Source organism: Acinetobacter sp. BMW17 (assembly GCF_001592855.1).
GTDB classification, from domain to species: domain Bacteria; phylum Pseudomonadota; class Gammaproteobacteria; order Pseudomonadales; family Moraxellaceae; genus Acinetobacter; species Acinetobacter johnsonii.
On record NZ_LSOD01000040.1, the window covers coordinates 193880 to 217647 of the forward strand.

The window sequence follows — 23768 nt, forward strand, 5'->3', positions numbered from 1 at the left end:
CAAGTAATATTATGATTTACCGATATTCGTCAATTAGCGCATAAATTTGTCTGAGGTTTGCATTACTCAGTTTGGTTTTCTCACCTTTTAGCAGTTGAATCAGTTGTTCCAAACTTTGCAATAATACTGAGGTTTGATGTGGCCCATGCGCGAGCAAATAATCAATAATCTGTTGATCAATATGAATCCCACGACGCGATAAAACCGACATTACCAATGTAGAACGATCAGCATATAAACTTCCGTTTGGTACTTTTACACTCACTGCTTGTGTTAAACGAGATTGTAAATCGGGTAGTTCAAGTTTTAATTCAATCGGCGCAACACGAGAAGAGAACACCAACTGCCCGCCTTCTTCATTGTTGTAGTTGATTAGGTGAAAAACCGCTTTCTGCCAATGCGGCACACCGCTTATGGCTTCAATGTCATCTAAAGCGACAAGGTCAAAACGCTCTAAAGAGGTGATGGCTTCTGTTGGAGCATCCAGCAACTCAAGTAGTGAAACCTGAATCGCTGTTTTACCTACATCTAAATAAGAATCACAAATTGCTGAAAGTAAATGGCTTTTTCCAGAACCCGCACCACCATACACATAAAAACGATTCATTAAACCTGCATGTAACTGACGAATCGCATCGATAACAGGCCCCCATCCCGGCCCAGAAAAATCACTGATTCGAGCATCGAGTTGGGGTTCAATATCTAGTTGCAATTGACGCATGCTGGTTTGTGTATCCTAAAGTTCTTTATGGTCTATCTGATCAATCTTACTTGAATTTTCAGATGCTTGCTGAGCTTTTACCGCTTGATTTTTCACTTCAATATCGACATCGACCTGATCGGTTTCAATCGTAATTGAGCCCGCGGATGAATCTTGCACAACAAAAGTAGGTGTGCTGTACATTGGGCTATTTTCATAGAACTCACGTGCATGCCTTAATAAGACCACAATCACGGCAGCCACAGGCAACGCAATCAACATCCCTAAAATACCACCCAATTGCGCACCAGCCAGTACTGCAAATACCACTGCAACTGGAGACAAGCCAATTTTATCGCCCAACAAGAACGGTTGTAGGATATAGCCTTCCACTGCCTGACCAATCATAAAGACCACGCCAACCAAAAGTAATTGCATCCAATCAATCCCAAACTGGAACAAACTTGCAATCACTGCGGCAATAATCCCGACAGCAAAACCTAAGTACGGAATGATACTGCACAGCCCAGCCACCATCCCAATAATCAAACCTACTTCAAGTCCAATTAACTGTAAGCCCATTGCATAGACCACGCCCAAGAGCACCATGACCAAGAACTGACCTTTGACAAAAGCACCAAGTACACTATGACATTCTTTAACAATGACTAAGGTCTGTTCTTCATATCTCCGAGGAATAAGACGACGAAAACTGTCCAGCATGCGATCCCAATCTAATAAAAAATAGAATGCAATAATCGGGATCAGTACAACCGTACCACCAATCTGAATAAAGTTCAGTCCAGATTGAGCCAATTTGGCAATCATAGCCTGAATACTGTCAGCACTATAATTGGTCTGTACATATTCCATAATCGCAGCTGAAATCTGGTCAACATCTAATTCCATTGGGACCAAATTAAAACTGTCAGATAACCAAGGCAGGAATTTATAATTCGCCCAATGTATGCCTGAAGGAATGCTGTTCTTTGCATACATCAGCTGTTCCCACACCAGTGGAACCAAATACCAAAATGCCAATGTAATGACAACGCCAATACCGATAAAAACAGCACTAATAGATAACCAACGTGGTAAGCCAATTTTATGCAGTTTATCGACCAGTGGACTAAACAGATAAGCGACTAAAAATGCACCAATAAAAGGTAAAACAACAGGCTTGAGTAGATACAACACCCAGAGTATGAGCGCGATTCCTGCCAAAATAAAAATACGTTTAAGTGTACGATCTTGCATGCAATCTCGCCTTTGTCAGATTTAATCGTTATTGAGAAAAATATTTTAGTAAAGATAACATTTTAGCGCAGAAATAACATATGTGTTTCGTATATTCAGGTATAATCGCCCCGCGAATGCGGAGACTTCATTATGAGCAACTCAACTTCTACCCCAAACACTGGTTTAAGCTACAAAGATGCAGGTGTCGACATTGAAGCGGGCGACGCGTTAGTCGATCGTATCAAATCTGTCGCGAAGCGTACTACTCGCCCTGAAGTAATGGGCGGATTAGGTGGCTTCGGTGCACTTTGTAAAATCCCCAAAGGTTATGAAGAACCTGTTCTCGTATCTGGCACAGACGGTGTTGGTACAAAATTACGTTTAGCATTGAATTTGAACCGTCATGACACGATTGGTCAAGACTTGGTTGCAATGTGTGTAAACGATCTTCTTGTATGTGGCGCTGAGCCATTATTCTTCCTTGACTACTATGCAACTGGCCATCTTAATGTAGATGTAGCCGCAAACGTAGTTACTGGTATTGGTACAGGCTGTGAACTTGCTGGTTGTGCATTAGTTGGTGGTGAAACTGCCGAAATGCCTGGCATGTATGAAGGCGAAGATTACGACTTGGCAGGTTTCTGTGTAGGCGTAGTTGAGCAAAGCAAAATTATTGATGGCTCTAAAGTCAAAGCGGGTGACGTTTTAATTGGTGTTGCATCAAGTGGTGCTCACTCAAACGGTTACTCTCTACTTCGTAAAATTTTAGACGTGAAAAACGTTGACTTGACGCAAATCGTTGATGGTCGTCCACTTGCTGATGTTGCAATGGAACCAACACGTATTTACGTGAAGCCTATTCTTCAGCTTTTAAAAGAAGTTGATGTACACGCAATGGCGCACATTACTGGTGGTGGTTTACCAGGTAACTTACCACGTGTATTGCCGAATGGTGCTCAAGCTGTTGTGAATGAAGCATCTTGGGAATGGCCAGAATTGTTTAAACTTCTTCAGCGCGAAGGCGGTGTTGAACAGTTCGAAATGTATCGCACATTCAACTGTGGCGTAGGCATGGTCTTAGTTGTTGATGCAGCTGATGCTGACAAAACAGTTGAACGACTCAATAGCCTTGGTGAAAAAGCGTTCACTATGGGGCATATCGTAGACAATGCTGAGTCAGTTGAAGGCGCAGACGAAAAAATCCGTGTAGTATTCGCTTAATTCGTATGATTAAAATTGCTGTTCTGGTTTCAGGAAGTGGATCAAACCTTCAAGCCTTGATTGATGCCAATCTGTCAGGCGAAATTGTGGGTGTGATTTCCAACAAACCTGAAGCCTATGCGCTACAGCGTGCTGAAAATGCAGGTATTGCGACAGCGGTCATTGAGCACAAACAGTATCCTCATCGTGAAGCTTTTGATGATGTCATGCATCAACAATTGCGCGATTGGGATGTGGACTTGGTGGTTCTTGCGGGCTTTATGCGTATTTTAAGTGAGAAATTTGTCAGTGCTTGGGAAGGGAAAATGATCAACATTCACCCTTCTCTTCTACCGCATTACAAAGGTATGCATACTCATCAGCGCGTCCTGAATACTGGCGATCAACTGCATGGCTGTACCGTGCACTATGTGACGGCTGAGCTTGATGCAGGTCAAGCTTTGGCACAAGGTGTACTGAAAGTTGGTTCACATGATGGTGTGAATAGTTTGGCCCAGCGTGTCCATACACTTGAGCATATCATCTACCCACAAGTGGTAGAGTGGATTTGTACACAAACGATTCAGCATACAGACCAAGGTGTTCTCTACCGCAATACACTGATGCACGAGCCAATTCAGTTTTGCAAATTTTAAAAATAAAAAATGCCTCCAAGGGGGCGTTTTTTTATGGCTACTGAAAAGTACTATTAAACATTTTATTGAATCAGCGTCTTAATCAGAGTAACCGTTTCTTCTGGTCGCTCTAAAGGAAACATATGGCTTCCCTCAACGATTTGATAAGGAATGCCAAATTTCTTTTTCACTATTTGTGGAAACCCTGGACCAATAAAAGGACCTTTTTCAGCAATCATTAAATGCATCGGCACTTGTGGTTTACCCTGAGGTAGCCACCATAAAGAAGGATTGGTCCTGAAGATATGAACTTCATCCATTTTTGCAATCGTAAGTTCAACACCGCCACGGACACGATCTTCCGTTAAAGCATAGTCAATATAAGCTTGAAAGCAGTCTGGATCAAAGTCTTTATAAAAGCCTTTTGGACGTAAAAGTTCAGCTGCTTGCTCACGGCTTTCCCAATGGTCACGACGCCGTAAAGATAGCGCTGCTGGTGACATGGTATCAACCATTTTTAACTTCAACATCTTAGCAAAGTGTAATGCCAACGAGGCTTTGCCCATGATCAAAGGCGGGTCCATCATGATGACTTGTTGAAATAGCTCAGGACGCTGTAATGCCGCCTGAAACGTCAACACTGATCCTAATGAATGTCCCAAACCAATCACTTTACGACCCTGTGCCTGACGAACAATACTGTCAATCACTTGCTGAGTTAAGCTTTTCCAATGGTTATCAATCGGGTAGTTTTTATCTGGTCCTAGTAAAGGGACATAGATCACATCATACTGATCTGACAATAAATCAAATAATTTCTGATAGACCTTAGAAGGCACGCCATTGGCGTGCGCAAAATGAATTAAAGGTTTCATTGGAGTTTCGTGGTCTGTTCAGATTGCATTTGATTTGAAAGTGAAGATGCAAAACCAGCTCCCATAGATGCACCTAAACGGCCTAATACAGCATCTAGTGGGCTATGTACCACCGTATAATCCATCACTTTATCGGTATTTAGTTCACGTTTTAAAGTATGTAAATTACCAATACGATCAGCAATACCCAGTTTGACCGCTTGATCCCCTGTCCAGAAAAGACCTGAGAAAAGTGCAGGATCGTTCGACTTTAACTTTTTGCCACGACCTTGTTTCACAGCATTAATAAAATGCTCATGTACATTATCAAGTACACCTTGAACATGTGCACGCTGCGCAGGGTTAACGGGTTGTGTCATTGACAATAAAGCTTTGTTTTGACCAGAGGTCATGGTGCGGTCTTCAACACCCAGTTTTTGCATGAGACCATTCACCCCATAGTTCGGCATAATCACACCGATTGAACCCACTAAACTCGAAGGATTCACCAAGATTTCGTCCGCAGCAGATGCGATATAGTAAGCACCTGATGCACCTGTATCACCAATCACCGCATACAATTTTTTATCGCTATGCGCTTTTTTCAAATATTGAATTTCTTGCCAGATTTCATCCGACTGAACCGGAGAACCGCCCGGTGAATTAATATTGAGCACCACCGCTTGGCTTTGTTTATTTTCAAAAGCTTTCTTTAATGACTTAATCGTGTCATCACTGTTTACGCTTTGCTCATCAGCGGCAATAGTACCAACAATATCAACTACAGCTATATGTTTAGATGCGGTTGCATCAGTACCACTGGTCGAACAGCTCTTGGTCATTGCAATCAGAATAAACAAAAGGTAGGCAAAAGTTAGACATTTGAAAAAGATGCCCCAGCGACGTGCACGACGTTGTTCCTCAACGGAAGCTAAAACTGCTTTCTCTAAAAGTTTCCATTCGTTTCCTGTCGGTTGTTCATGTACAGGCTGTTGTTTCGGCGTTTCATTTTCTGGTTTTGGTGGCCAATCGGACATATAACAATCCAAACTTGAATAAAATTGCCCTCATTATATACACTGATTTATACAAAACTGTCGAAACCGTTCATTTTGGCCTATAATATTTTATGTTTTTATCCACATATATCATTAACGTTAGAGAATGACTAAAGCACAAGAGCAAAACTCAACCTATCGTTTACTTCGTTTTGTAAGCAAACAACCCATTAAATTTGCGCGTTTTTTTGCTAAGGCTTTGGCGAGTTTAGTTCATCTTCTAAAAATCAGTAAAAACAATGATGCCCTCAAACTCAACTTGAAAATTGCGCTGCCTGAGCTGAGCGATGAACAACGTGATGTAATTGCGAAACAAGCAGCACGAAATGAACTGACCACCTATTTTGAGTTTTTTAGTATTTGGGGTTCAAGCAATCAGAAAAATATTGAACGCGTCCAAAAAGTACATGGCGAACATTTGCTACATGAGGCGCTTGCTGCTAAAAAAGGTTTAGTCTTAATCGTACCTCATTTTGGGACTTGGGAAATTATGAATAGTTATGTCGCCCAATTTACTGAAATGACCATTATGTACAAGCCAGTTAAGGATCCTGGCGCTGACTTATTTGTTCGTGAGGCACGCAGCCGTGAAGGCGCTCAGCTTGTACCGACCGATGAATCAGGGGTGCGCCAAATTTTTAAGGCACTCAAACTGGGGGGGACGACTGTAATTCTACCCGATCATACCCCAAAACAAGGCGGGGAAATGATTCCTTATTTTGGCTTTCCTTTGGCTTCAAGTAACCTGAGCGCCAAACTGATTCAAAAAACCAAAGCCAAGGCTTTACTGCTCTATGCTATTCGTAATGACGATGGCTTTGATATGTACATTGAAGAAATCAGCGAAAGTATTTATCAAGGTACAGCCAATGATGGCACCTTCGTCATTCACCAAGCCATTGAGGACTTGGTCCATCGTTATCCTGAGCATTATCATTGGACCTATAAGCGCTTTAAAGCCAACCCCAAACTTCGAGCACTGTATAACCTTCCCTTTAATGAAGCTGTGACGCGTTTAGAGCAACTGCGTATGGAACAACAGATTCAGTCGACTGCAACCACTGTCGAGTCTGACGTTGTGTCGTCAGTTCAATAATCCCTGTAGGCTGCACAATAAAACTGATACTGCCTTGCTCTACTGTTGTTAAGAGTGGGATATTTAAAGCTTTCAAACGAGTTTGCGTTACTGTACTTGGATGTCCATAACGGTTATTAAACCCTGCTGAGGCAATTGCTAATTTCGGTTGATAATGTTTTAAAAACGCATAGGCTGAACTATGTCGACTGCCATGATGCCCCAAGACCAATACATCAACTTTTAAGTCCGGATAATCCCGTAATAATTGAAACTCGGTTTGCCAGCCAGCATCGCCCATAATCAGAAAATACTGATAAGGCTGTACATCCTTCACCTGTATATAGACCACACAAGATAGCTCATTTTGCTGATACGGTACTTGTGCCAATTGATTGGCTTTCGGCGACAAAATTTTGATTTCCACTTGTTCTGACCAGTGCCAGATCTGACCTTGTTGACAATAGTTAAAGTTTGACGTAGTTGCCACATCCAATTGCTGATTAGAGTAAACTTGATTGATCGACAACTCATTTTTTAATGTGGCATAGCTTCCACTATGATCTTGATCCAAATGTGTAAGTATCAGCTGATCTAATTGGCTCACGCCTTGCTTCGATAAAAATGGCTGAATAATCTGCTTAGCAACGCTAAACTTCGATTCATCATAGGAGCCACCAACATCAATCATGGCATGCTGTTGCCCATGTTGCATATACACCGCTTGTCCCTGACCGACATCCAAGACGATCAACTCAAAAGGACTGCTTTGGCTACTGAACCCCAACAAAGGAATCAAACCTAGCACGAGCCATGATTTTGGTAGACTCGGTTTGGGCATAAAAACAATGATTAAGAGCACAATTAGTAAAATGACTTGCCAAGTATTGAGAGCAATCGGGTACAACTTAATCGGTAGTAGCACATCCAGCACATTGAGTATGCCCAATAAAAATACCAGCACCCAATCTGCCAACTGAAACAAAAGGCTGCTCAGCGGTTCAAAAAGATAAAAAGTAAATGCTGCCAAAACCTCCAGTGGTACAACCAGTAAACTGATCAGTGGAATAGCGACAAGGTTACTGATTGGGCTCACCCATGAGACTTGCTTGAAGAAAATAATCACCAAAGGCATCAAAGCCACAAATATTTTCCACTGCGACTCAACCAAAAGTTTTAGGCTAAAACCGAGTTTTTTCTGCCAAGACTGCGGGCGAGTCAAATCGAGCCGAATAGTGGTTTGATAAATGCGTAAAAGCACAAAGCACGCACCATAGGACAACCAAAAGGCAGCTGATAGAATTGAAAAAGGATCAAACAGTAAAAGGAGGGATGCACTCAATAAGAGTAACGTCAAAGCTGAAATTTTCTGCCTGAGCCAAATCAACACACTTAAACAGAAACAACTGAGTAAAGTACGAAGTGCAGGAATCTCAAAACCGACAAAGGCACAATACAGCAATACGCAGCAACAAAATGGCAGTAACAATGCATAAGGTCGTGGGATTTTTAGAAAAATCTGTGGCCAATAACGATTCAGCACCTTTTGTAACAGCCAACACAGCATCACGGCAAAGATCAGCACATGTGGCCCAGAAATCGCTAATAAATGGCTAATACCAAAGCGTTGAAAAAAGGCTGTCGTCTCCTTATCTAAGAAACTTTCGTCCCCAGTCAGGAGCGCCAGAATTAGACCCTTATGGCTTAAAGGCTGGTTATAAATAAAATGACGAATGTTTAAGCGTTGTTGTTCTATACCCAGTTGGATCTTATTGAGTACGCCCTGCTGTTTTCTTAAATAATGGGTATAGCCTAATGCAGAAATTTCTGACTCAGACAAGGGGTGTATGTGCTTGAGTTTGAAACCAGACATAAGATTACGTTGCAGATACCACTGCTCAACATCAAATACACCTTGCACCGCATAACTATGCGCAGGACGTATTTCCCCTGTCAGTCGGTAGTATTTCCCAAGTTTCAAGACCGCTTGCTCATCCGATATTCGTTTTTGAAAACCCAACCACTGCACTGGTTGCACATGTCGGTTCAAAACCTGTATTTCTTGCTGAATGGTCTCAGTACCCAGTTGGTTAATTTTTGCGATATAAACAACAATTTCAGCATCTTCAACTTTTGTTTCTTTATAGGCTAGACGCTGTTGCAATGCCGATTGTGCATAATGATATCCCGCAGTTAAAAACAGCATGGAATAAATCAGTCCACATATAAACTGCAAAATAAGGGCATGTTTGTGCTTGAAGAGAAAAAGCTGTAAAGGCAAAAGTAGGATGACTAAAATCAGCGCTGGATAAAAAAGGTGATTTAGAATGGGGACGGTCTGCCCCATCAATGCAATTCCTACAATCCAAGCAGCAGCATATAAAAACTTCATTCTTTTATTCAGTTATTTTTTTTATTGGCGCCATAATAAAGCCCACCGAAGTGGGCTTCAATAGATAGTGGCTTTATCTCATATTTTTATCAGCACTCAGCCTAGTCATTGACCCAAAGACCATCCTGCATATGCAAAATAGAATCGGCGGACTGAGCCAGTTGTTCATCATGTGTCACGATCAACATTGCCATATTGAACTCCTGACGTAAATCCATCAGCAGTTCAAAAATTTTGCTTGCTGTTTTCCGATCCAAGTTGCCTGTTGGTTCATCTGCCATCATCAACGCAGGCTTGGCCACCAATGCACGCGCTAATGCAACCCGTTGCCGTTCCCCGCCCGAAAGCTCACCTGGTTTATGGGTTAAACGATGCGTCAATCCTACACGCTCGAGTAAATATTCGGCTTGCTTTTGTACATCCTTAAAGTTGGTGCCTTGACGTAACATCAATGGCATTGCCACATTTTCCAAAGCAGTAAATTCAGGCAACAGATGATGAAACTGGTAAACAAAACCTAAGTGTTCGTTACGTAAATAACCACGCTCAGCTTCATTTAAACTGTCAAAACGACTGCCCTGCAAAAACACTTGGCCCGAACTCGGACGGTCTAAACCACCCAAGACATGTAACAAAGTACTTTTACCCGAACCACTCGACCCCACAATCGAGACAAATTCACCTGCTTTGACTTGTAAAGATAGACCTTTAATCACCTCAACAGTCGACTTACCATCAGTAAAATGCTTTTCAATATTTTGCGCTTCTAAAACAATTTTACTCATAGCGTAATGCCTCCGCTGGTTGGATTTTTGCAGCACGCATTGCAGGATAAATTGTTGCAAGGAAACTTAAAATTAAAGACAGGGACACAATGGTTAATACATCTTGCCATCTTAAATACGATGGTAAGTAATTGATAAAGTAGGCATCAAACAGATGAAGTCCCATCACATTGTTTAACCAACCTACAAAACCACTAATTCCAGAGGCGAAAACAATGCCGAGAATCGCACCTGATACCGTACCAATCACACCAATAATCGTGCCCTGAACCATAAAAATACGGGTAATAGTTGCGGGTGAGGCACCAAGCGTACGTAAAATGGCAATATCCGATTTTTTATCGGTCACAACCATCACCAAGGATGACACAATATTAAATGCAGCCACCAAGACAATCAGGAAGAGTAATAAGCTCACCATGGCCTTTTCCATTTGGATCGCACTAAACAAATTGCCGTGAGTATAGGTCCAATTCGAAGCATAAAAACCGCTTGGTAGATCCATGACAATTTCATCAGCCACTTTAGGTGCTGCAAAAATATCATCCAATTTCAAGCGTATGCCTTGCGCGCCATCAGGTAGGCGTAACAACGTTGATGCATCATTCAAGGCAATGTAGCCCATCATCGAATCGACCTCAGCACCAATGCTGAAAATGCCCACAATTTTGAAACGTTTAAAACGCGGTACCACACCCGCTGGTGATGGTGTTGCCTCCGGTAAAACCAAAGTCACACTATCATTTAAACCTAAACCTAAGGCATCGGTCATTTGTTTGCCTAAAACAATACCAAACTCACCTTTTTTTAAGTTATCAATACCACCTTCAACCATGTGGTCTTGGATAATCGAAACCTTTTTTTCATATTGAGGTTCGATCCCCGTGACCATAATTCCAGCCACTTGGCCTTGTGCCGTAAGCATCCCCTGCAATTGAGTAAACGGTGCTACGCCTGTGACGTGTTCCTTTGTCTCAATTTTTTTTGCAAGTTCAGGCCAATCTGTTAAAATTTGTGTTGAAGAAACAGTGGCTTGAGGTATCATTCCAAGTACACGTGTTTTCAACTCTCGGTCGAAACCATTCATTACAGATAAGACTGTAATAAGTACAGCCACACCCAGTGTTAGACCGATCATCGAAACCAGTGCAATAAAAGAAATAAAGTGGTTGCTACGCCGTGCGCGAGTATATCTCAACCCTATATACAGCGAGATTGGTTTAAACATACCATCTAGTCCGAGGTCATAATTATGGAAAATTTACAGCATCAAAACGTTCAACCAGAACGTCGTGTGATGTCACGAATCGATGCGGCCTTGAGAATTAACTATCAGATCATTTCTGATGATGTTGCCCTGAATGACCCTTACGATCCTAATTTTGTTTTACCGCGCTATTTTCTACTACTCGCAGAATTAGATCAATTTGATCATGCACTAAACTACGAATTAGAACAATTATCTGAAAAAGATCAACAAATTGCTCGAATCTTATCCCTATTTAACCAGAAATTAAACCTGATCACGGGGTCTTTGTACGACACAATTGTACAAACCATGTTACCTACGCCTGAACATGTGAACTTTTCAGAAAGTGGCTTGAGCTTCTATAGCGAAAAACAAATTCAAGATGGTACATATATCCACTTAACCTTGAGCCACCCTGAAAACTTCTTCCATATTGCAGCGATTGCACAAGTGGTGTACAGCAATGAAGAGGAAAATGGCAAGTGCCGTACGGGAGCATACTTTATTACCTTGCACCCGCAAGATCGTGTCAAATTGGCCGACTGTATTTCTTTGACGGTCGAAGATCATTAAAACCAGAACCTTGGACTAGTTTTGGCTTTTTAACTTTTGGGCAAGTTTCCGACTTGCCTGAAGATCTTTATAAAAGTAAACGAATAAACCTGACAGTAAAACCACTACACCCAAAATCACCATCATCGAGAGTTTTTCCTGATTCAGTACAGCACCTATAAATAGAGCAATCATCGGCGTCATGACAGTAGTCAGCGATAAAGTCGTGGGTTGAATTTTCTGCACCAATTTAAAATAACAGAACATCGCAATCAATGACGCCATGATGACCGTATATAGCAGCGCCAAACAAGTTTTCAAATCGGGAATTTGCTGCGGTGCATGCTGCCAAATAAACGGCACAATACATATAGCAGCCAATGTCGACACCAAAATTGAACCTGTCGCTTGTGCAACGGGTTCAATATTCGCATTGACTTTTTTCACCCAGAAAATAGAGGCTGCATAAGAAAATACACTCAGTAACATCAACCCAATTCCAAATGGATGGACATGCTGTGCTGTACCTGCAAGGCAAATTATCGTAAGTCCTAGCAGTGCAATACACATTCCAAACCACTGCATTGCACTCAAATAGCTCTTAAAGTAAAAACGTCCGATCAGCCCTGCCATAATCGGTGCTAAGCCAAACATCAATGCAATCATGCCTGAACTAATATAATTGGTGGCAACATAGGTAAAAAACTGCGAACCAATCAAGCTAAAAGAACCAGCCAAATAACTATGCCAAGCGACTTTATCGGTGGGGAACTGTCGTTTTAAAACCAATAACAAACAAATCGCCAAAGGCAAAGCAATGAAAAAACGTAATACCAATGCCCACAGCATATGTAAATCGGTCACACTCCACACAATCGCTAAAGGCGTTGTGGACCAAATAAAAACCAATAATCCATAGGTTGCCATCAGATTGGCTTTAGAAGACATAATCAGCTCGATGCTAAATGGCAGTTTTGCGTTTTTGCTTTTGAATGGTTTGGTCTAAAGAACTAGAAAATTCGCGTTTATCACGCTCAGAAATAGGTGGTGGCCCACCCGTGTTTACACCTGCTCCACGTAATGAATCCATAAAATCACGTAAATGTAGGCGGGCTTTGACATTAGCGGTAGTATAGATTTCACCACGTGGGTGAATTGCGATTCCACCCTTTTCAATCACCTGTGCTGCCAGCGGAATGTCTTGTGTCATCACAATATCATTCTCTTTCATGCGTTCGATGATTTCTTTATCCGCGGCATCCGCCCCACTCATCACTTGAATCGAATTAATACGAACGGAAGGCGTAATCCCGACATTTTGATTGGCCACAAAGGTCACTTCAAGTTGATAACGATCTGAAGCACGTAAAATCACTTCACGTAAAATTTTAGGCAATGCATCTGCATCGACCCAGAGCTTAAATGGCAGCACTGCACATCCATAAACAAAAGAAACTGCCTTAGTCTAACAAACTCAGTGCTTGAGCATAATAGATAAAACCGCTCAAAATCACCTATACAAAGCTCGCTTCATACTTTTTAAGTATCAGATGAAAATACTTTGTTCTTTTGTCTATCAAATAAAGTAAGGCTTTACTCTTTTTTGATGATTTTCTAGTAAAAATAAAATATAGGACTTGAAATATAGAAATAACCCTCGATTTAATAGGGATATATAACCTCATTCAATCGTGCATATGAACAATCAAAATAGTCCAGAAATAATCACCATTGATGACCAAAACTTTGGTAGCCACGTCGAGCATTGGAATTTACTCACAGATAACCCTGCACAAGATGTCCCTAAATGGTTAGGTTTAGCTTTAAATGCACCAATCATGCCGATGGGTTTATGCCAGACTGAACAAGATATGGATACGGGTTGTTGGCTCATTCAAGGTCCAAGTCAAGCGGCTGTTCAACTGACTCAAGTCATCGCGGTTGAAAACAATAAACCCAAGGCTGTTAAAACTGCATTTCCAAGTTTTAATAGCCCCTATAAAGTGTCTGCTGTAGTTGAACGCATTATTCGCGGTCAATCCAACACACAAGCCGTTTTACGTTTAAACTTAGGCAATAACAGCATCGTCTACGCTTATGACAGCTTATATAGCGTCAATCATGCTCAATACGAAAAAGACCAAACCTATATTGCACATCTCAATGCATGGGCATATGAACTAGAAGCGGTCGCAGAACACGAGCAACTGGTGGTTGATGATCCTGCATCGATTAAACATCATCGTGCATTGAACGATATTTTGGCAGCAAACAATGGCATGGCTCCTACAAACCTTCAAGAACAGATTGATGCATGGGAACCAAAGTCGGATGATGACAAAGAACCTGTGACTGTCGATTTTTCAAAAATGGTCGCTTATTTGTATGGCGAAAAGATCGGTCAGGAAGATGAAGCATGGTTCCAAGGGAATATTGTTGGCAAAACCAACATGCAATTTATGGAACAAGACTACACTCTGCTTGATGTTGCCTTGATTCATGAAGACAACCAACCTGCAACACTGATTCGTATTGCCACTAAAAATCCCGAGTATGCCAACTTTAATATCGGACAATACATTCGCGGCAATATTTGGATTCAAGCCAATATTTATGCATTAAATCAATAATTTATAAAAATAAGCCAACTCAGCCTATGCCAGATCGATGTATAAGGTTGCGTTGGCTTTTTTATTTATATCAGTACGATTTATTTTAATTTGAATTCATTTGTATAAAACTTATCCACATATTTTATTATCTTTTGGTATTTTAAATTCATTTAAAAGAACTTTTATCCACAGTTTTAAATTCAATTATATTATTTTAACGATGAATAATAAAATCCTAAGTTCTATGACTTTCAGATAGTTAGTTATTGGTAGCTACTGGCTTCTGGATTAACAGAGCATAAACTTGAATATTTAAGTGATTATGTATAGTGGAGATCTGATTATTTTTAATTAGTACTTTATTTAAGCAATTTTTTATGTTAAAAATACAAACATGCAATAGGATTTTAACGATAATTAAATCGGAATAAAAACTTCCATGAAAATTATGCAAGAAGAAAATATACAGCATGTTGAACATCAATTAGAAAAGCGTTATCAGCTTGACGCTTATTCGTGCATGTTTTTTGTGTTAGGCATGATGATTTCTGCCTACTTCTTACATCAGTTCATCCTGTAACTGATTTCACGTCGCAGCCTAATTCAAAAAAGCCAACTTTGTTGGTTTTTTTATGTCTAAAAATATCTGCTACGCCGTATCACTGGATCATTCTTTCCATGTTCTACGCTAAGAAACATGGCACCCACAAAATTACTTGCCTCTCATAAGCAAAGTTGCTCCCTCCCCCCTTACTTGTCACACTCACCTACCACCGCACAAATCGTTAAAAAGTTTTAGGCATTTAGATATGCCTACACTTACAAAATAGCAATTTTAGGTATAAAAAAACCTGCAAGTCTAAACTTACAGGCCTCTGAAAATACTATAAAAATTAGAATAAACGATTCATACCATTTAAGGTCGCTACACGATATGCTTCAGCCATCGTCGGATAGTTAAACGTCGTTTCTACGAAATAATTGATGGTATTGTTTGGACTATTCATCACCGCCTGACCAATGTGAATAATTTCCGATGCGTTATTACCGAAGCAATGAACACCCAGCACTTCCAAAGTTTCACGGTGGAATAAAATTTTCAATTCACCCACTGTGTCACCTGTAATTTGCGCACGCGCCAAATGACGGAAAGAAGCCTGACCCACTTCATACGGAATTTTTTCTTCGGTTAACTCTTGTTCAGTTTTACCAATCGAAGAAATTTCTGGAATGGTATAAATTCCTGTCGGAATATCAACCACAGGTTCCACACCCACTTCACCGCTCATGTTTGCACCTGCACAACGACCTTGGTCATATGCAGCAGAAGCCAGTGAAGGCCAACCAATCACATCACCAGCAGCGTAAATGTTTTCCACTTCGGTTTGGTATTGATCATTGACTGTAATTTGACCACGGCTGTTTGGTGTAATACCCACATTTTCTAAGCCTAAGCCATCCGTATTTCCAGAACGACCATTACACCACAAAATAGCATCTGCTTTAATTTTCTTACCGCTTTGTAAATGTAGCACCACGTGATCATCATAGGTTTCAAGATGATCAATCTGCTCATTATGGCGAATCAAGACACCTTGTTGACGTAAGTGATAAGACAAAGCATCAGAAATTTCATCGTCTAGATAACTCAGCAATTTATGCTGTGTATTAATCAGGTCAACTTTATGATCTAGTCCAATGAAAATAGACGCATATTCGCAACCAATTACACCTGCACCATAAATGATGATTTTTTGAATCGAATAATCAAGGTCTAAAATTTTGTCCGAATCAAATACACGTGGATGGTTAAAATCAAGCGCCGCAGGACGGTATGGACGGCTACCCGTTGCGATCACGATTTGTTTGCACATGATCGTTTCTTTAATACCTTCAGGGCTAAATACTAAAACTGTATTTTGGTCTTGAACGTAAGCACGACCATGGTAAATATCAATTTTATTGCGGTCATAAAAACGTGAGTGTGTATCAACCTGTTGTTGAATCACTTTATGTGCATTTTGAAGCACTTGCTTCATGGTAAACTGGCGCCAGTCGCCCATTTTTTTAAACATTGGGTCACGGCGATAACGGATAATACTCGATACCGTTTGACGTAAAGCTTTACTTGGAATGGTCCCCACGTGGGTACAGTTACCACCGAGCTGCTCACGTACATCTACAATCGCAACACGCTTTCCAGATTTGGCAAGTTTCATTGCCGCGCCTTCACCCGCAGGGCCTGAACCTAGAACGACCGCATCGTATTTAACGAAAGTTCCACCAACGACCTCTTTTTTACGTGGCATTCAACGCTCCTTCTTTAAAAACTTATTACTTATCTTGGGCATATTATGACGTAATTGCAGGCAATTTGCTGTATTTAGCTTACATATATTAAGTGATAACCACATTTAGTAAATGAATAGTATTTCCGCCCTATCAATTCGCATTTCCGCTATACTAATACTGCTATTTTTAGCATCTCCCCCGTCAAAAACAGTGGAATAGTTGAATATGTCTGAAAACCGTAAACCTGAGCAGGGTATCAAACTTCGTGGCGCAGAAAAGGTCGCGCGTATACCTGTAAAAGTTATTCCTACGGTTGAAACGCCACGCAAGCCGGATTGGATTCGCGTGAAAATGGCAGCACCCGAAGAAGTGCAACGCATTAAATCAACCCTACGTGAACAAAAACTACATACCGTTTGTGAAGAAGCTGCGTGTCCAAACCTCCCTGAATGTTTTGGTGGCGGTACTGCAACCTTTATGATTATGGGTGACATTTGTACACGTCGTTGTCCTTTCTGCGACGTGGCACATGGTCGTCCAAATGCACTTGACGCAGACGAACCACGTCATATGGCTGAAACGATCTCAAACTTAGGTTTAAAATATGCCGTGATCACCTCTGTAGACCGTGATGACTTACTTGACGGTGGCGCACAGCACTTTGTTGACTGTATTAAAGAAGCACGTGCATTAAGCCCGAATACTTTACTTGAGATTTTGGTACCTGACTTCCGTGGTCGTATGGACATTGCGCTTCGCATTATGACCGAGTGTCCACCTGATGTGTTTAACCACAACATTGAAACGGTACCGCGTTTATACAAAGCGATGCGTCCAGGTTCAGACTACCAACACTCTTTAAATCTGTTAAAAATGTTTAAAGAATATTGCCCTGACGTTCCAACCAAATGTGGTTTGATGGTCGGTATTGGTGAAACTGAAGAAGAAGTCATTTCACTTTTAGATGACTTGCATGCACACGGCGTTGACTATGTAACAATTGGCCAGTATTTACAGCCTTCAAAAGAACATGCGCCGATTGACCGCTTCGTTACACCAGAAGAATTTGAACGCTACACTGCGCATGGTCAAAAGCTAGGCTTTAGAAATATTTGGGCAGCGCCGATGGTTCGTTCAAGCTACTTCGCTGACCGTCAATACTATGGCGAACCTGTACCAGCAGTACGTCGCAAAGCAGATCCTGCGAAAAAGATTGCTGTCCAAACGATTGAAGCTTAATTTGCTGTGGTGTTAAACAGTTAAAACGCAAAAATTAAAAGCCCTCATATGAGGGCTTTTTTTTATTACGATCTTCGTTCTTTATATTTTTCAATTACGTATTCATACATTTCTAACACAGTCATTGTTCAATAAACATCCTAATCTAATTCAAAGTCTAAAATAATCGTGATGCTACACATCACATCAAATTCATTTTATTACACCTTTTTAGTCTACGTTTTGCCTTATTTTCCGTGGAATTCTATAAAACGTATGACTGACCTCACGGTGTAAACAACGGGAGGTTTCAATGGGTTTCATTTTCGCCATTCTGTTTTTAATCTGTATCCTCTGGGCTGTTTTTTATTTTGAACTCAGTCGCTTAATGGCAACTGCAATGATTATTTTTGCATCCCTCTTCGCTGCTATTTTTATCAGTCCGTGGTCATTACTTCTAGGTCTGCCCTTAATTATTCTCAGCCTGATTGTGGTTATTGATCCATTACGAAAGTCTTTAATCACGCAACCTGCCTATAAAGCTTTAGCCAAAGCCATGCCGAGTATGAGCAGTACCGAACGCGAAGCATTGGATGCCGGCACTAGTTGGTGGGAAAAAGAATTATTTATGGGTGCGCCTGACTGGAAAAAATTTGATGGTTATGTCTACCCAACTCTGTCCGCTGAAGAGCAATCCTTCTTAGATCATGAAGTTGAACACCTTTGTGGTTTACTCAATGAATGGGAAATTCATCACCACTTAAAAGATCTTCCTGTTGAGGCATGGCAATACATCAAAGAACAAGGCTTTTTAGGTTTAATTATTCCCAAAGAATACGGCGGTCGTGCCTTTAGCTCCTTTGCCCAAAGCCGCATCATGAGCAAAATTTCTTCACGTTCACTGACCACTGCCGTCAGTTGTATGGTACCCAACTCTTTAGGCCCAGGTGAATTGCTTTTACATTATGGAACTGAGGAACAAAAACAATGCTACCTCCCGGGACTAGCTAAGGGTGAAGAAATCCCCTGCTTTGGTTTAACCAGTCCTGAGGCGGGTTCAGACGCGGGTGCAATACCTGATACAGGCGTGGTCTGCTATGACGTGTTTGAAGACCAAGAAGTGCTTGGTTTACGTATGAATTTTTCAAAACGCTGGATTACACTGGCGCCTATTGCGACTGTGATTGGTCTCGCTTTTAAACTCTATGACCCTGATGGACTATTAGGCGATGCAAGCAAAACTGAATATGGCATCACCTGCGCATTATTACCTGCCAGTCATGACGGTGTCCAAGTCGGTGCGCGACATAATCCTGGTTCACCCTTTATGAATGGCACGGTCGATGGACAAGATGTTTTTATCCCACTCGATTGGATTATTGGTGGGGTGGAAAATGCAGGTAAAGGTTGGCGCATGCTGATGGAATGCTTAGCCGTAGGTCGTGGGATTTCCCTGCCAGCGCTCTCCACTGCTTCAGCTGAAATGGCTTATTTAAGTGTCGGTGCTTTTGCCAAAGTACGCCAACAATTTAAAATTTCTGTAGGACATTTTGAAGGCGTGCAAGAAGCCACCAGTGATATTGCCAGCGGTGCGTATATGTTAGAAGCTTTTCGCTATATGGTGACTTGTGGTTTAAATGAAGGTGGAAAACCTGCTGTGATGACAGCTATGGCCAAATACTATGCCACCGAAACCATGCGTAAAATTGTCAATCATGGGATGGATGTCGTTGGTGGTCGGGCGGTACAAATGGGGCCACGCAATTTTTTAGCACTGAATTATCAGGCCATCCCCATTTCGATTACCGTTGAAGGGGCCAATATTTTAAGCCGTTCTTTAATGATCTTTGGTCAAGGCTCAATGCGCTGTCATCCTTACTTATATGAAGAGCTACAACTCCTTCAAGCAGAAGATACAAAGGCAGCATTAACGCCTTTCGACACGCTACTTTTTAAACATTTGGCTTATACCTTTAACCGCACAGCCCGTTCATTCAGTTATGGCATATTCGGTGGCCCTTCAGATGCTTCCGCACAGATAGATGCTTTCTCACGTCCTTTTTACAAAACCATTAACCGTTTCAGTGCAAACTTCGCCTTAACCGCTGACCTGTGTTTAGGCTTACTTGCAGGCGATATTAAACGCAAAGAAATGCTTTCAGGGCGTTTGGCTGACATTCATTCCCATCTATTTATCGCGACCGCTATTTTGAAGTTTTATGAAAAAGGACAACGTAGTGAGGCTGAACAACAACATGCTCAACTGGCTTTAGAAAAAGCATTTGTCCAAATTCAGGATGCATTTGATGGGCTATTCGCAAACTTTCCTATGCGAGCCGCAGCTTGTGCAGTCAAATTCATCTGTTTCCCTTTTGGTCGTGTTGCCCAGCAACCAAGTGATCAGCTAAAAACGCAATTAGGACATGCGATCATGGAAAATAATCCTTTCCGTGAACAACTCAAGCAACATGTTTTTTACAATACCGATCCCAATGACGTCTTTGGGCGTATGGAAAATGCGTTCCAAGCAGCATTAAAAATTGATCCACTGTGGACGAAGTTTAAAAAAGCGGAGTCTAAAGGACAATTTAAAGGCTTAGATTTTGAATCACATATTCAACATGCACTTGAAACAGGATTCATCAGTCCTGAAGAAGCAGATCAGTTGATTCATTACAATGCTCAACGCTTCGATAGTATGCTCACCGACATTTTCGATCATGAGCTTGAACAGACACTAGATTTAAAGAATCCCTATCATACAAAGGCTTCCGATATTCAACCATAGCCCTCTCATCGGTTTTCGAAACTCCTAAAAGATAAAAGTCCGTTTACGGGCTTTTATTTTATCCACACAATATAAACCAAGACCTCAAAGCGAAGTTTTAAATCCAATACACGTTTAAACGATAGTAGAACTCTTCCACTTCCAAACGGACTTGATATCCCAGTTGGGTAAGTTCTGCTGAAAGATGACGAATATCGTCTAAGGGTAAATGTTTTGGCAATACGGTAAATACCGCAGTATTTCCCTGTTTCGCACTCTCCTCTATTAGTGATGCTAAACGTAATTTATAGATTCCAATATCTAAATACGCTTGGTTGGACATAATTTTTGCCTGTTCGGCATTAATAAAAGCAGCCATCTTTTCCTCCAAATTCGCCCAAGTATTGACTATGAAACTAACGTAGAACAAAACTGCATATAATGTAATTTAGTAACACTGTGTAGTTATTCTTAAAAATAAATAAAGATAAGAATCAAATCTAACTAAAAAGGCAGCGACTACAATCCAAATTTTTCTGTTCACCAAACTCACTTACCGTTACAGAAAAAATAAATAAAGTTACCATCTATTTTATTTAAATAATAATTGTTATCATTTGCAATATTGTTTACTAATACACCAACTCTCTTCCATGAATAGCACCACTCAAATTGATGCCTTGGTTCATTCGGAAAAAGTCCGTCCGAAGCCTGCCAAAAAGAAGAAAGTCGACACAACACTTAGCTACCGTCTGATGGTGTTGTATCGATTTGCACTTGCATTGCTCGGAGGTTATCTCCTTGCTGCACTCTCTGCATTAACCATTGCTAAAGTCTTTATTGCAAATCCTGTGAATGCGGCCATGAGCGCCACACTCATTGCATTTTGTCTTAACTGTGCTGCCTTTATTTGGGTCTTTATGGTTCAAAAAACCTTAAAAGCAACACTCGGCATTGCTGTGCCATGTATTGCACTCTATGCCCTACTCAAATTTCTAGGATAGTTTTTCAATGCGTGTTGATCAAAAAGCGGAAGGACCGCGCCAATCCATGTCATGGTTGCATACATGGGCCAGTCTCATTTTAGGGTGGCTGCTGTATGCAATTTTTGTGACTGGAACCCTGAGTTTTTTCCAAAATGAAATTTCTACTTGGATGAAACCAGAAACACATCAATCTATCCCTGCGCAGTCTCAAGTGCAACAGATGCAGATTGCGCTCAACTATTTACAGAAAAACCACCCAGATGCTGGCAGTTGGAACATTCAACTGCCCAACTCACGCCAAACCACAACTGAAGTGACTATTCGTGCCGTTGGTGAAGACCCGAAAGCACGTCGTGGTGGAACACGCATCACCTTAGACAGTGCGACTGGTGAAGTGATTGAACCACGGGATACGCGTGGTGGTGGGTTCCTATACCGTTTCCATTTTGAATTGTACGGTTTACCCCGCCTGTGGACGCGTTGGTTGGTCGGGATTGCCACCATGTTCATGTTGGTCGCAATTGTTAGCGGCATCATTACCCATAAAAAAATCTTTAAAGATTTCTTTACCTTTCGCTCTGGCAAAGGTCAACGCTCATGGCTAGATGCACACAACGCAACCGCTGTTTTTGCGCTGCCTTTTCATCTAATGATTACCTTTAGTGGCCTACTACTGCTCATGTTTATGTTCATGCCTTGGGGAATTAACCAAGCGTATGAAAATCGACAACAGTTTTTACGTGACCAACAGGCCAGCATGATTGAGCAGCCCCAAAAGGCTGAAGATGTGCAGCGCGAAGATCGAGGTCAACGCGACGGCGAAAGAGCGACTCGTGGAGAACGCGGACAGCAACGTGGTGAACATGCTCAAGGTCGTGGTGAGGAGCGTCCAAAACCCGAACTCCGCCCTGCACCACTGACAGACTTAGCGCCAATTATGGCAGCGGTACAACAACAGTGGAAAGACAATCCAATTTCTTCAATTAACATTATTTCACCCAATACAGACCAAGCCAAAATTGAGTTGCGTGCTTTACGTGCTGAAAGTGTCGCGCATCGCAATGTGTATGCAACACTCAACTATAATGGGGTCACGGGTCAAGACGAAACGGATAAAAATATACGAATCAAAAATCCATCGATTCCAAGTGGCATCTATAACGTGGTCACCGTCTTACACGAAGCACGTGGCCTCGACTTGGCTCTTCGCTGGTTGCTATTCTGTTCAGGTATTTTAGGTACGCTCATGGTGGCGACAGGTCTGATCCTTTGGTGTGTAAAACGTGCACCCCAACAGGAGAAACAAGGCTATAAATCGTTTGGTTTCCGACTGGTTGAAGTCCTGAATATTGCGGCCATTATTGGTTTACCTTTGGCCTGCGCGGCATATTTTTATGCTAACCGTTTCATTCCAGCAGACATAGAAATGCGCCTGAACTGGGAAATTCGTAGCTTCTTTACCGTATGGTTACTCACGCTGATATATGCCATTTTCCGTACCCACCGCCAAGCATGGTTAGACTTACTTTTATTAGCAACACTCGCTTTCGCCCTGCTGCCAGTGGTCAACTTGATGACAGGCGGTCAGGCTTTGTGGAACAGCATTGCGCAGGGTCAATGGATGATTGCATCGGTTGACCTAGCCATGTGGGTAATGGCAGTGATTTTCTATTTCGCTTATGACAAAGTTAAAAAACATCAAGGTTTGCCGAATAAGAAAGTGAAAGCACCTGTTCAGGAGGCCGAAGCATGATTTGGTTTCTGGTCATTTGGGCTTTAGCAGCCTTAGGTTTTTTTGCTCTTGCCAGCAGTATGTCTAAGCACCAAAAGCAAATCTTTACTAAAGAACTGACGCTTCAGCAAACACGCTTAGCAACCACTGTGGGTTGGTTACTGTTAATTGTTTCTTTGCTCATTTGCTTAACACAAGGACATTGGAGCACCGAAATCAGTTATTGGGTCGGCGTAATTAGCTTCGCAGCACTGTTTGTCGGAGTTTGCTTGAGTTATTTTGAACAAAAAATTAAGAATATCGCTGTTTCAGTTTTACTCTTATTTATATTCAGCTTAACTTTGCACCTGATCTGAACCTAAAAGCCAATCTTCGGATTGGCTTTTTCACTTGAAAGCATTAGGCTATCCACAGTTTAAATC

Annotated in this window: 22 protein-coding genes; 11 read left to right on the forward strand and 11 right to left on the reverse strand. The window is 41.5% G+C overall.

Annotated features, from left to right (window positions below; genetic code table 11):
- Positions 1–16: 16 nt before the first annotated feature.
- The gene (gene hda, locus AXW61_RS13390) at positions 17–721 is read right to left on the reverse strand and encodes a DnaA regulatory inactivator Hda (RefSeq protein ID WP_004980630.1); all 705 of its coding nucleotides are present in this window, start codon (positions 719–721) and stop codon (positions 17–19) included.
- 15 nt (positions 722–736) lie between these two features.
- On the reverse strand, positions 737–1957 hold the full coding sequence (gene cxpE, locus AXW61_RS13395) for a chloramphenicol efflux transporter CxpE (RefSeq protein WP_062034687.1): 1221 nt from the start codon (positions 1955–1957) through the stop codon (positions 737–739).
- A 132-nt stretch (positions 1958–2089) separates the two neighbouring features.
- Here cxpE and purM point away from each other — a divergent pair, with 132 nt between their 5' ends.
- Positions 2090–3160, forward strand: a complete 1071-nt coding sequence (gene purM, locus AXW61_RS13400) for a phosphoribosylformylglycinamidine cyclo-ligase (protein WP_062034688.1) — start codon at positions 2090–2092, stop codon at positions 3158–3160.
- Positions 3161–3165: 5 nt separating this feature from the next.
- Positions 3166–3795, forward strand: coding sequence for a phosphoribosylglycinamide formyltransferase (gene purN, locus AXW61_RS13405; protein ID WP_062034689.1), 630 nt, complete (start codon positions 3166–3168; stop codon positions 3793–3795).
- 62 nt (positions 3796–3857) lie between these two features.
- Here purN and AXW61_RS13410 read toward each other — a convergent pair whose 3' ends face one another.
- Entirely contained in the window at positions 3858–4649 is a 792-nt protein-coding gene (locus tag AXW61_RS13410; protein ID WP_062034690.1) for an alpha/beta hydrolase, read from the reverse strand.
- Positions 4646–5665 (reverse strand): signal peptide peptidase SppA, encoded by a 1020-nt coding sequence (gene sppA / locus AXW61_RS13415; protein WP_062034691.1) that lies wholly within the window; start codon positions 5663–5665, stop codon positions 4646–4648. The genes AXW61_RS13410 and sppA overlap by 4 nt, the downstream gene beginning before the upstream one ends.
- Before the next feature lie 127 nt (positions 5666–5792).
- Between sppA and AXW61_RS13420 the strand changes: the two genes are divergently transcribed.
- Positions 5793–6782 carry a lysophospholipid acyltransferase family protein gene (locus AXW61_RS13420; RefSeq protein WP_062034692.1) on the forward strand — a complete coding sequence of 330 codons (990 nt, stop codon included), beginning with the start codon at positions 5793–5795 and terminating at the stop codon, positions 6780–6782.
- On the opposite strand, the gene AXW61_RS13425 is transcribed toward AXW61_RS13420, so the two are convergent.
- The 3 genes from AXW61_RS13425 to AXW61_RS13435 form a co-directional block, all read right to left on the reverse strand.
- On the reverse strand, positions 6682–9153 hold the full coding sequence (locus AXW61_RS13425) for a DNA internalization-related competence protein ComEC/Rec2 (protein ID WP_062034693.1): 2472 nt from the start codon (positions 9151–9153) through the stop codon (positions 6682–6684). The two genes, AXW61_RS13420 and AXW61_RS13425, sit on opposite strands and share 101 nt — an antisense overlap.
- Before the next feature lie 101 nt (positions 9154–9254).
- Positions 9255–9938, reverse strand: a complete 684-nt coding sequence (gene lolD, locus AXW61_RS13430) for a lipoprotein-releasing ABC transporter ATP-binding protein LolD (protein ID WP_062034694.1) — start codon at positions 9936–9938, stop codon at positions 9255–9257.
- Positions 9931–11166, reverse strand: a complete 1236-nt coding sequence (locus AXW61_RS13435) for a lipoprotein-releasing ABC transporter permease subunit (RefSeq protein ID WP_004693914.1) — start codon at positions 11164–11166, stop codon at positions 9931–9933. The genes lolD and AXW61_RS13435 overlap by 8 nt, the downstream gene beginning before the upstream one ends.
- Positions 11167–11190: 24 nt before the next feature.
- Between AXW61_RS13435 and AXW61_RS13440 the strand changes: the two genes are divergently transcribed.
- On the forward strand, positions 11191–11760 hold the full coding sequence (locus tag AXW61_RS13440; protein WP_010326393.1) for a PilZ domain-containing protein: 570 nt from the start codon (positions 11191–11193) through the stop codon (positions 11758–11760).
- A gap of 15 nt (positions 11761–11775) precedes the next feature.
- On the opposite strand, the gene AXW61_RS13445 is transcribed toward AXW61_RS13440, so the two are convergent.
- Positions 11776–12687 (reverse strand): EamA family transporter, encoded by a 912-nt coding sequence (locus AXW61_RS13445; RefSeq protein WP_062034695.1) that lies wholly within the window; start codon positions 12685–12687, stop codon positions 11776–11778.
- 13 nt (positions 12688–12700) lie between these two features.
- Entirely contained in the window at positions 12701–13171 is a 471-nt protein-coding gene (locus AXW61_RS13450) for a YaiI/YqxD family protein (protein ID WP_004693920.1), read from the reverse strand.
- A 265-nt stretch (positions 13172–13436) separates the two neighbouring features.
- Here AXW61_RS13450 and AXW61_RS13455 point away from each other — a divergent pair, with 265 nt between their 5' ends.
- On the forward strand, positions 13437–14369 hold the full coding sequence (locus AXW61_RS13455) for a hypothetical protein (RefSeq protein ID WP_062034696.1): 933 nt from the start codon (positions 13437–13439) through the stop codon (positions 14367–14369).
- Positions 14370–14790: 421 nt separating this feature from the next.
- The gene (locus AXW61_RS17630) at positions 14791–14931 is read left to right on the forward strand and encodes a hypothetical protein (RefSeq protein WP_004693924.1); all 141 of its coding nucleotides are present in this window, start codon (positions 14791–14793) and stop codon (positions 14929–14931) included.
- Positions 14932–15244: 313 nt separating this feature from the next.
- On the opposite strand, the gene sthA is transcribed toward AXW61_RS17630, so the two are convergent.
- The gene (gene sthA / locus AXW61_RS13460) at positions 15245–16660 is read right to left on the reverse strand and encodes a Si-specific NAD(P)(+) transhydrogenase (protein ID WP_004693926.1); all 1416 of its coding nucleotides are present in this window, start codon (positions 16658–16660) and stop codon (positions 15245–15247) included.
- A 208-nt stretch (positions 16661–16868) separates the two neighbouring features.
- On the opposite strand from sthA, the gene lipA reads away from it, so the two are divergent.
- Both lipA and AXW61_RS13470 read left to right on the forward strand, forming a co-directional pair.
- The gene (gene lipA / locus AXW61_RS13465; protein WP_004693928.1) at positions 16869–17882 is read left to right on the forward strand and encodes a lipoyl synthase; all 1014 of its coding nucleotides are present in this window, start codon (positions 16869–16871) and stop codon (positions 17880–17882) included.
- A 292-nt stretch (positions 17883–18174) separates the two neighbouring features.
- A complete protein-coding gene (locus AXW61_RS13470) occupies positions 18175–20649 on the forward strand; it encodes an acyl-CoA dehydrogenase (RefSeq protein ID WP_062034697.1) in 2475 nt (824 codons plus the stop codon).
- 97 nt (positions 20650–20746) lie between these two features.
- Here AXW61_RS13470 and AXW61_RS13475 read toward each other — a convergent pair whose 3' ends face one another.
- Positions 20747–21007, reverse strand: a complete 261-nt coding sequence (locus AXW61_RS13475; protein ID WP_062034698.1) for a hypothetical protein — start codon at positions 21005–21007, stop codon at positions 20747–20749.
- Between the two features lie 274 nt (positions 21008–21281).
- On the opposite strand from AXW61_RS13475, the gene AXW61_RS13480 reads away from it, so the two are divergent.
- The 3 genes from AXW61_RS13480 to AXW61_RS13490 are packed head-to-tail and all read left to right on the forward strand — an operon-like array spanning position 21282 to position 23702.
- Positions 21282–21632, forward strand: a complete 351-nt coding sequence (locus AXW61_RS13480; RefSeq protein WP_062034699.1) for a hypothetical protein — start codon at positions 21282–21284, stop codon at positions 21630–21632.
- Between the two features lie 7 nt (positions 21633–21639).
- Positions 21640–23367 carry a PepSY-associated TM helix domain-containing protein gene (locus AXW61_RS13485; RefSeq protein WP_062034700.1) on the forward strand — a complete coding sequence of 576 codons (1728 nt, stop codon included), beginning with the start codon at positions 21640–21642 and terminating at the stop codon, positions 23365–23367.
- A complete protein-coding gene (locus tag AXW61_RS13490; RefSeq protein ID WP_062034701.1) occupies positions 23364–23702 on the forward strand; it encodes a DUF3325 domain-containing protein in 339 nt (112 codons plus the stop codon). The genes AXW61_RS13485 and AXW61_RS13490 overlap by 4 nt, the downstream gene beginning before the upstream one ends.
- Positions 23703–23768: the final 66 nt, after the last annotated feature.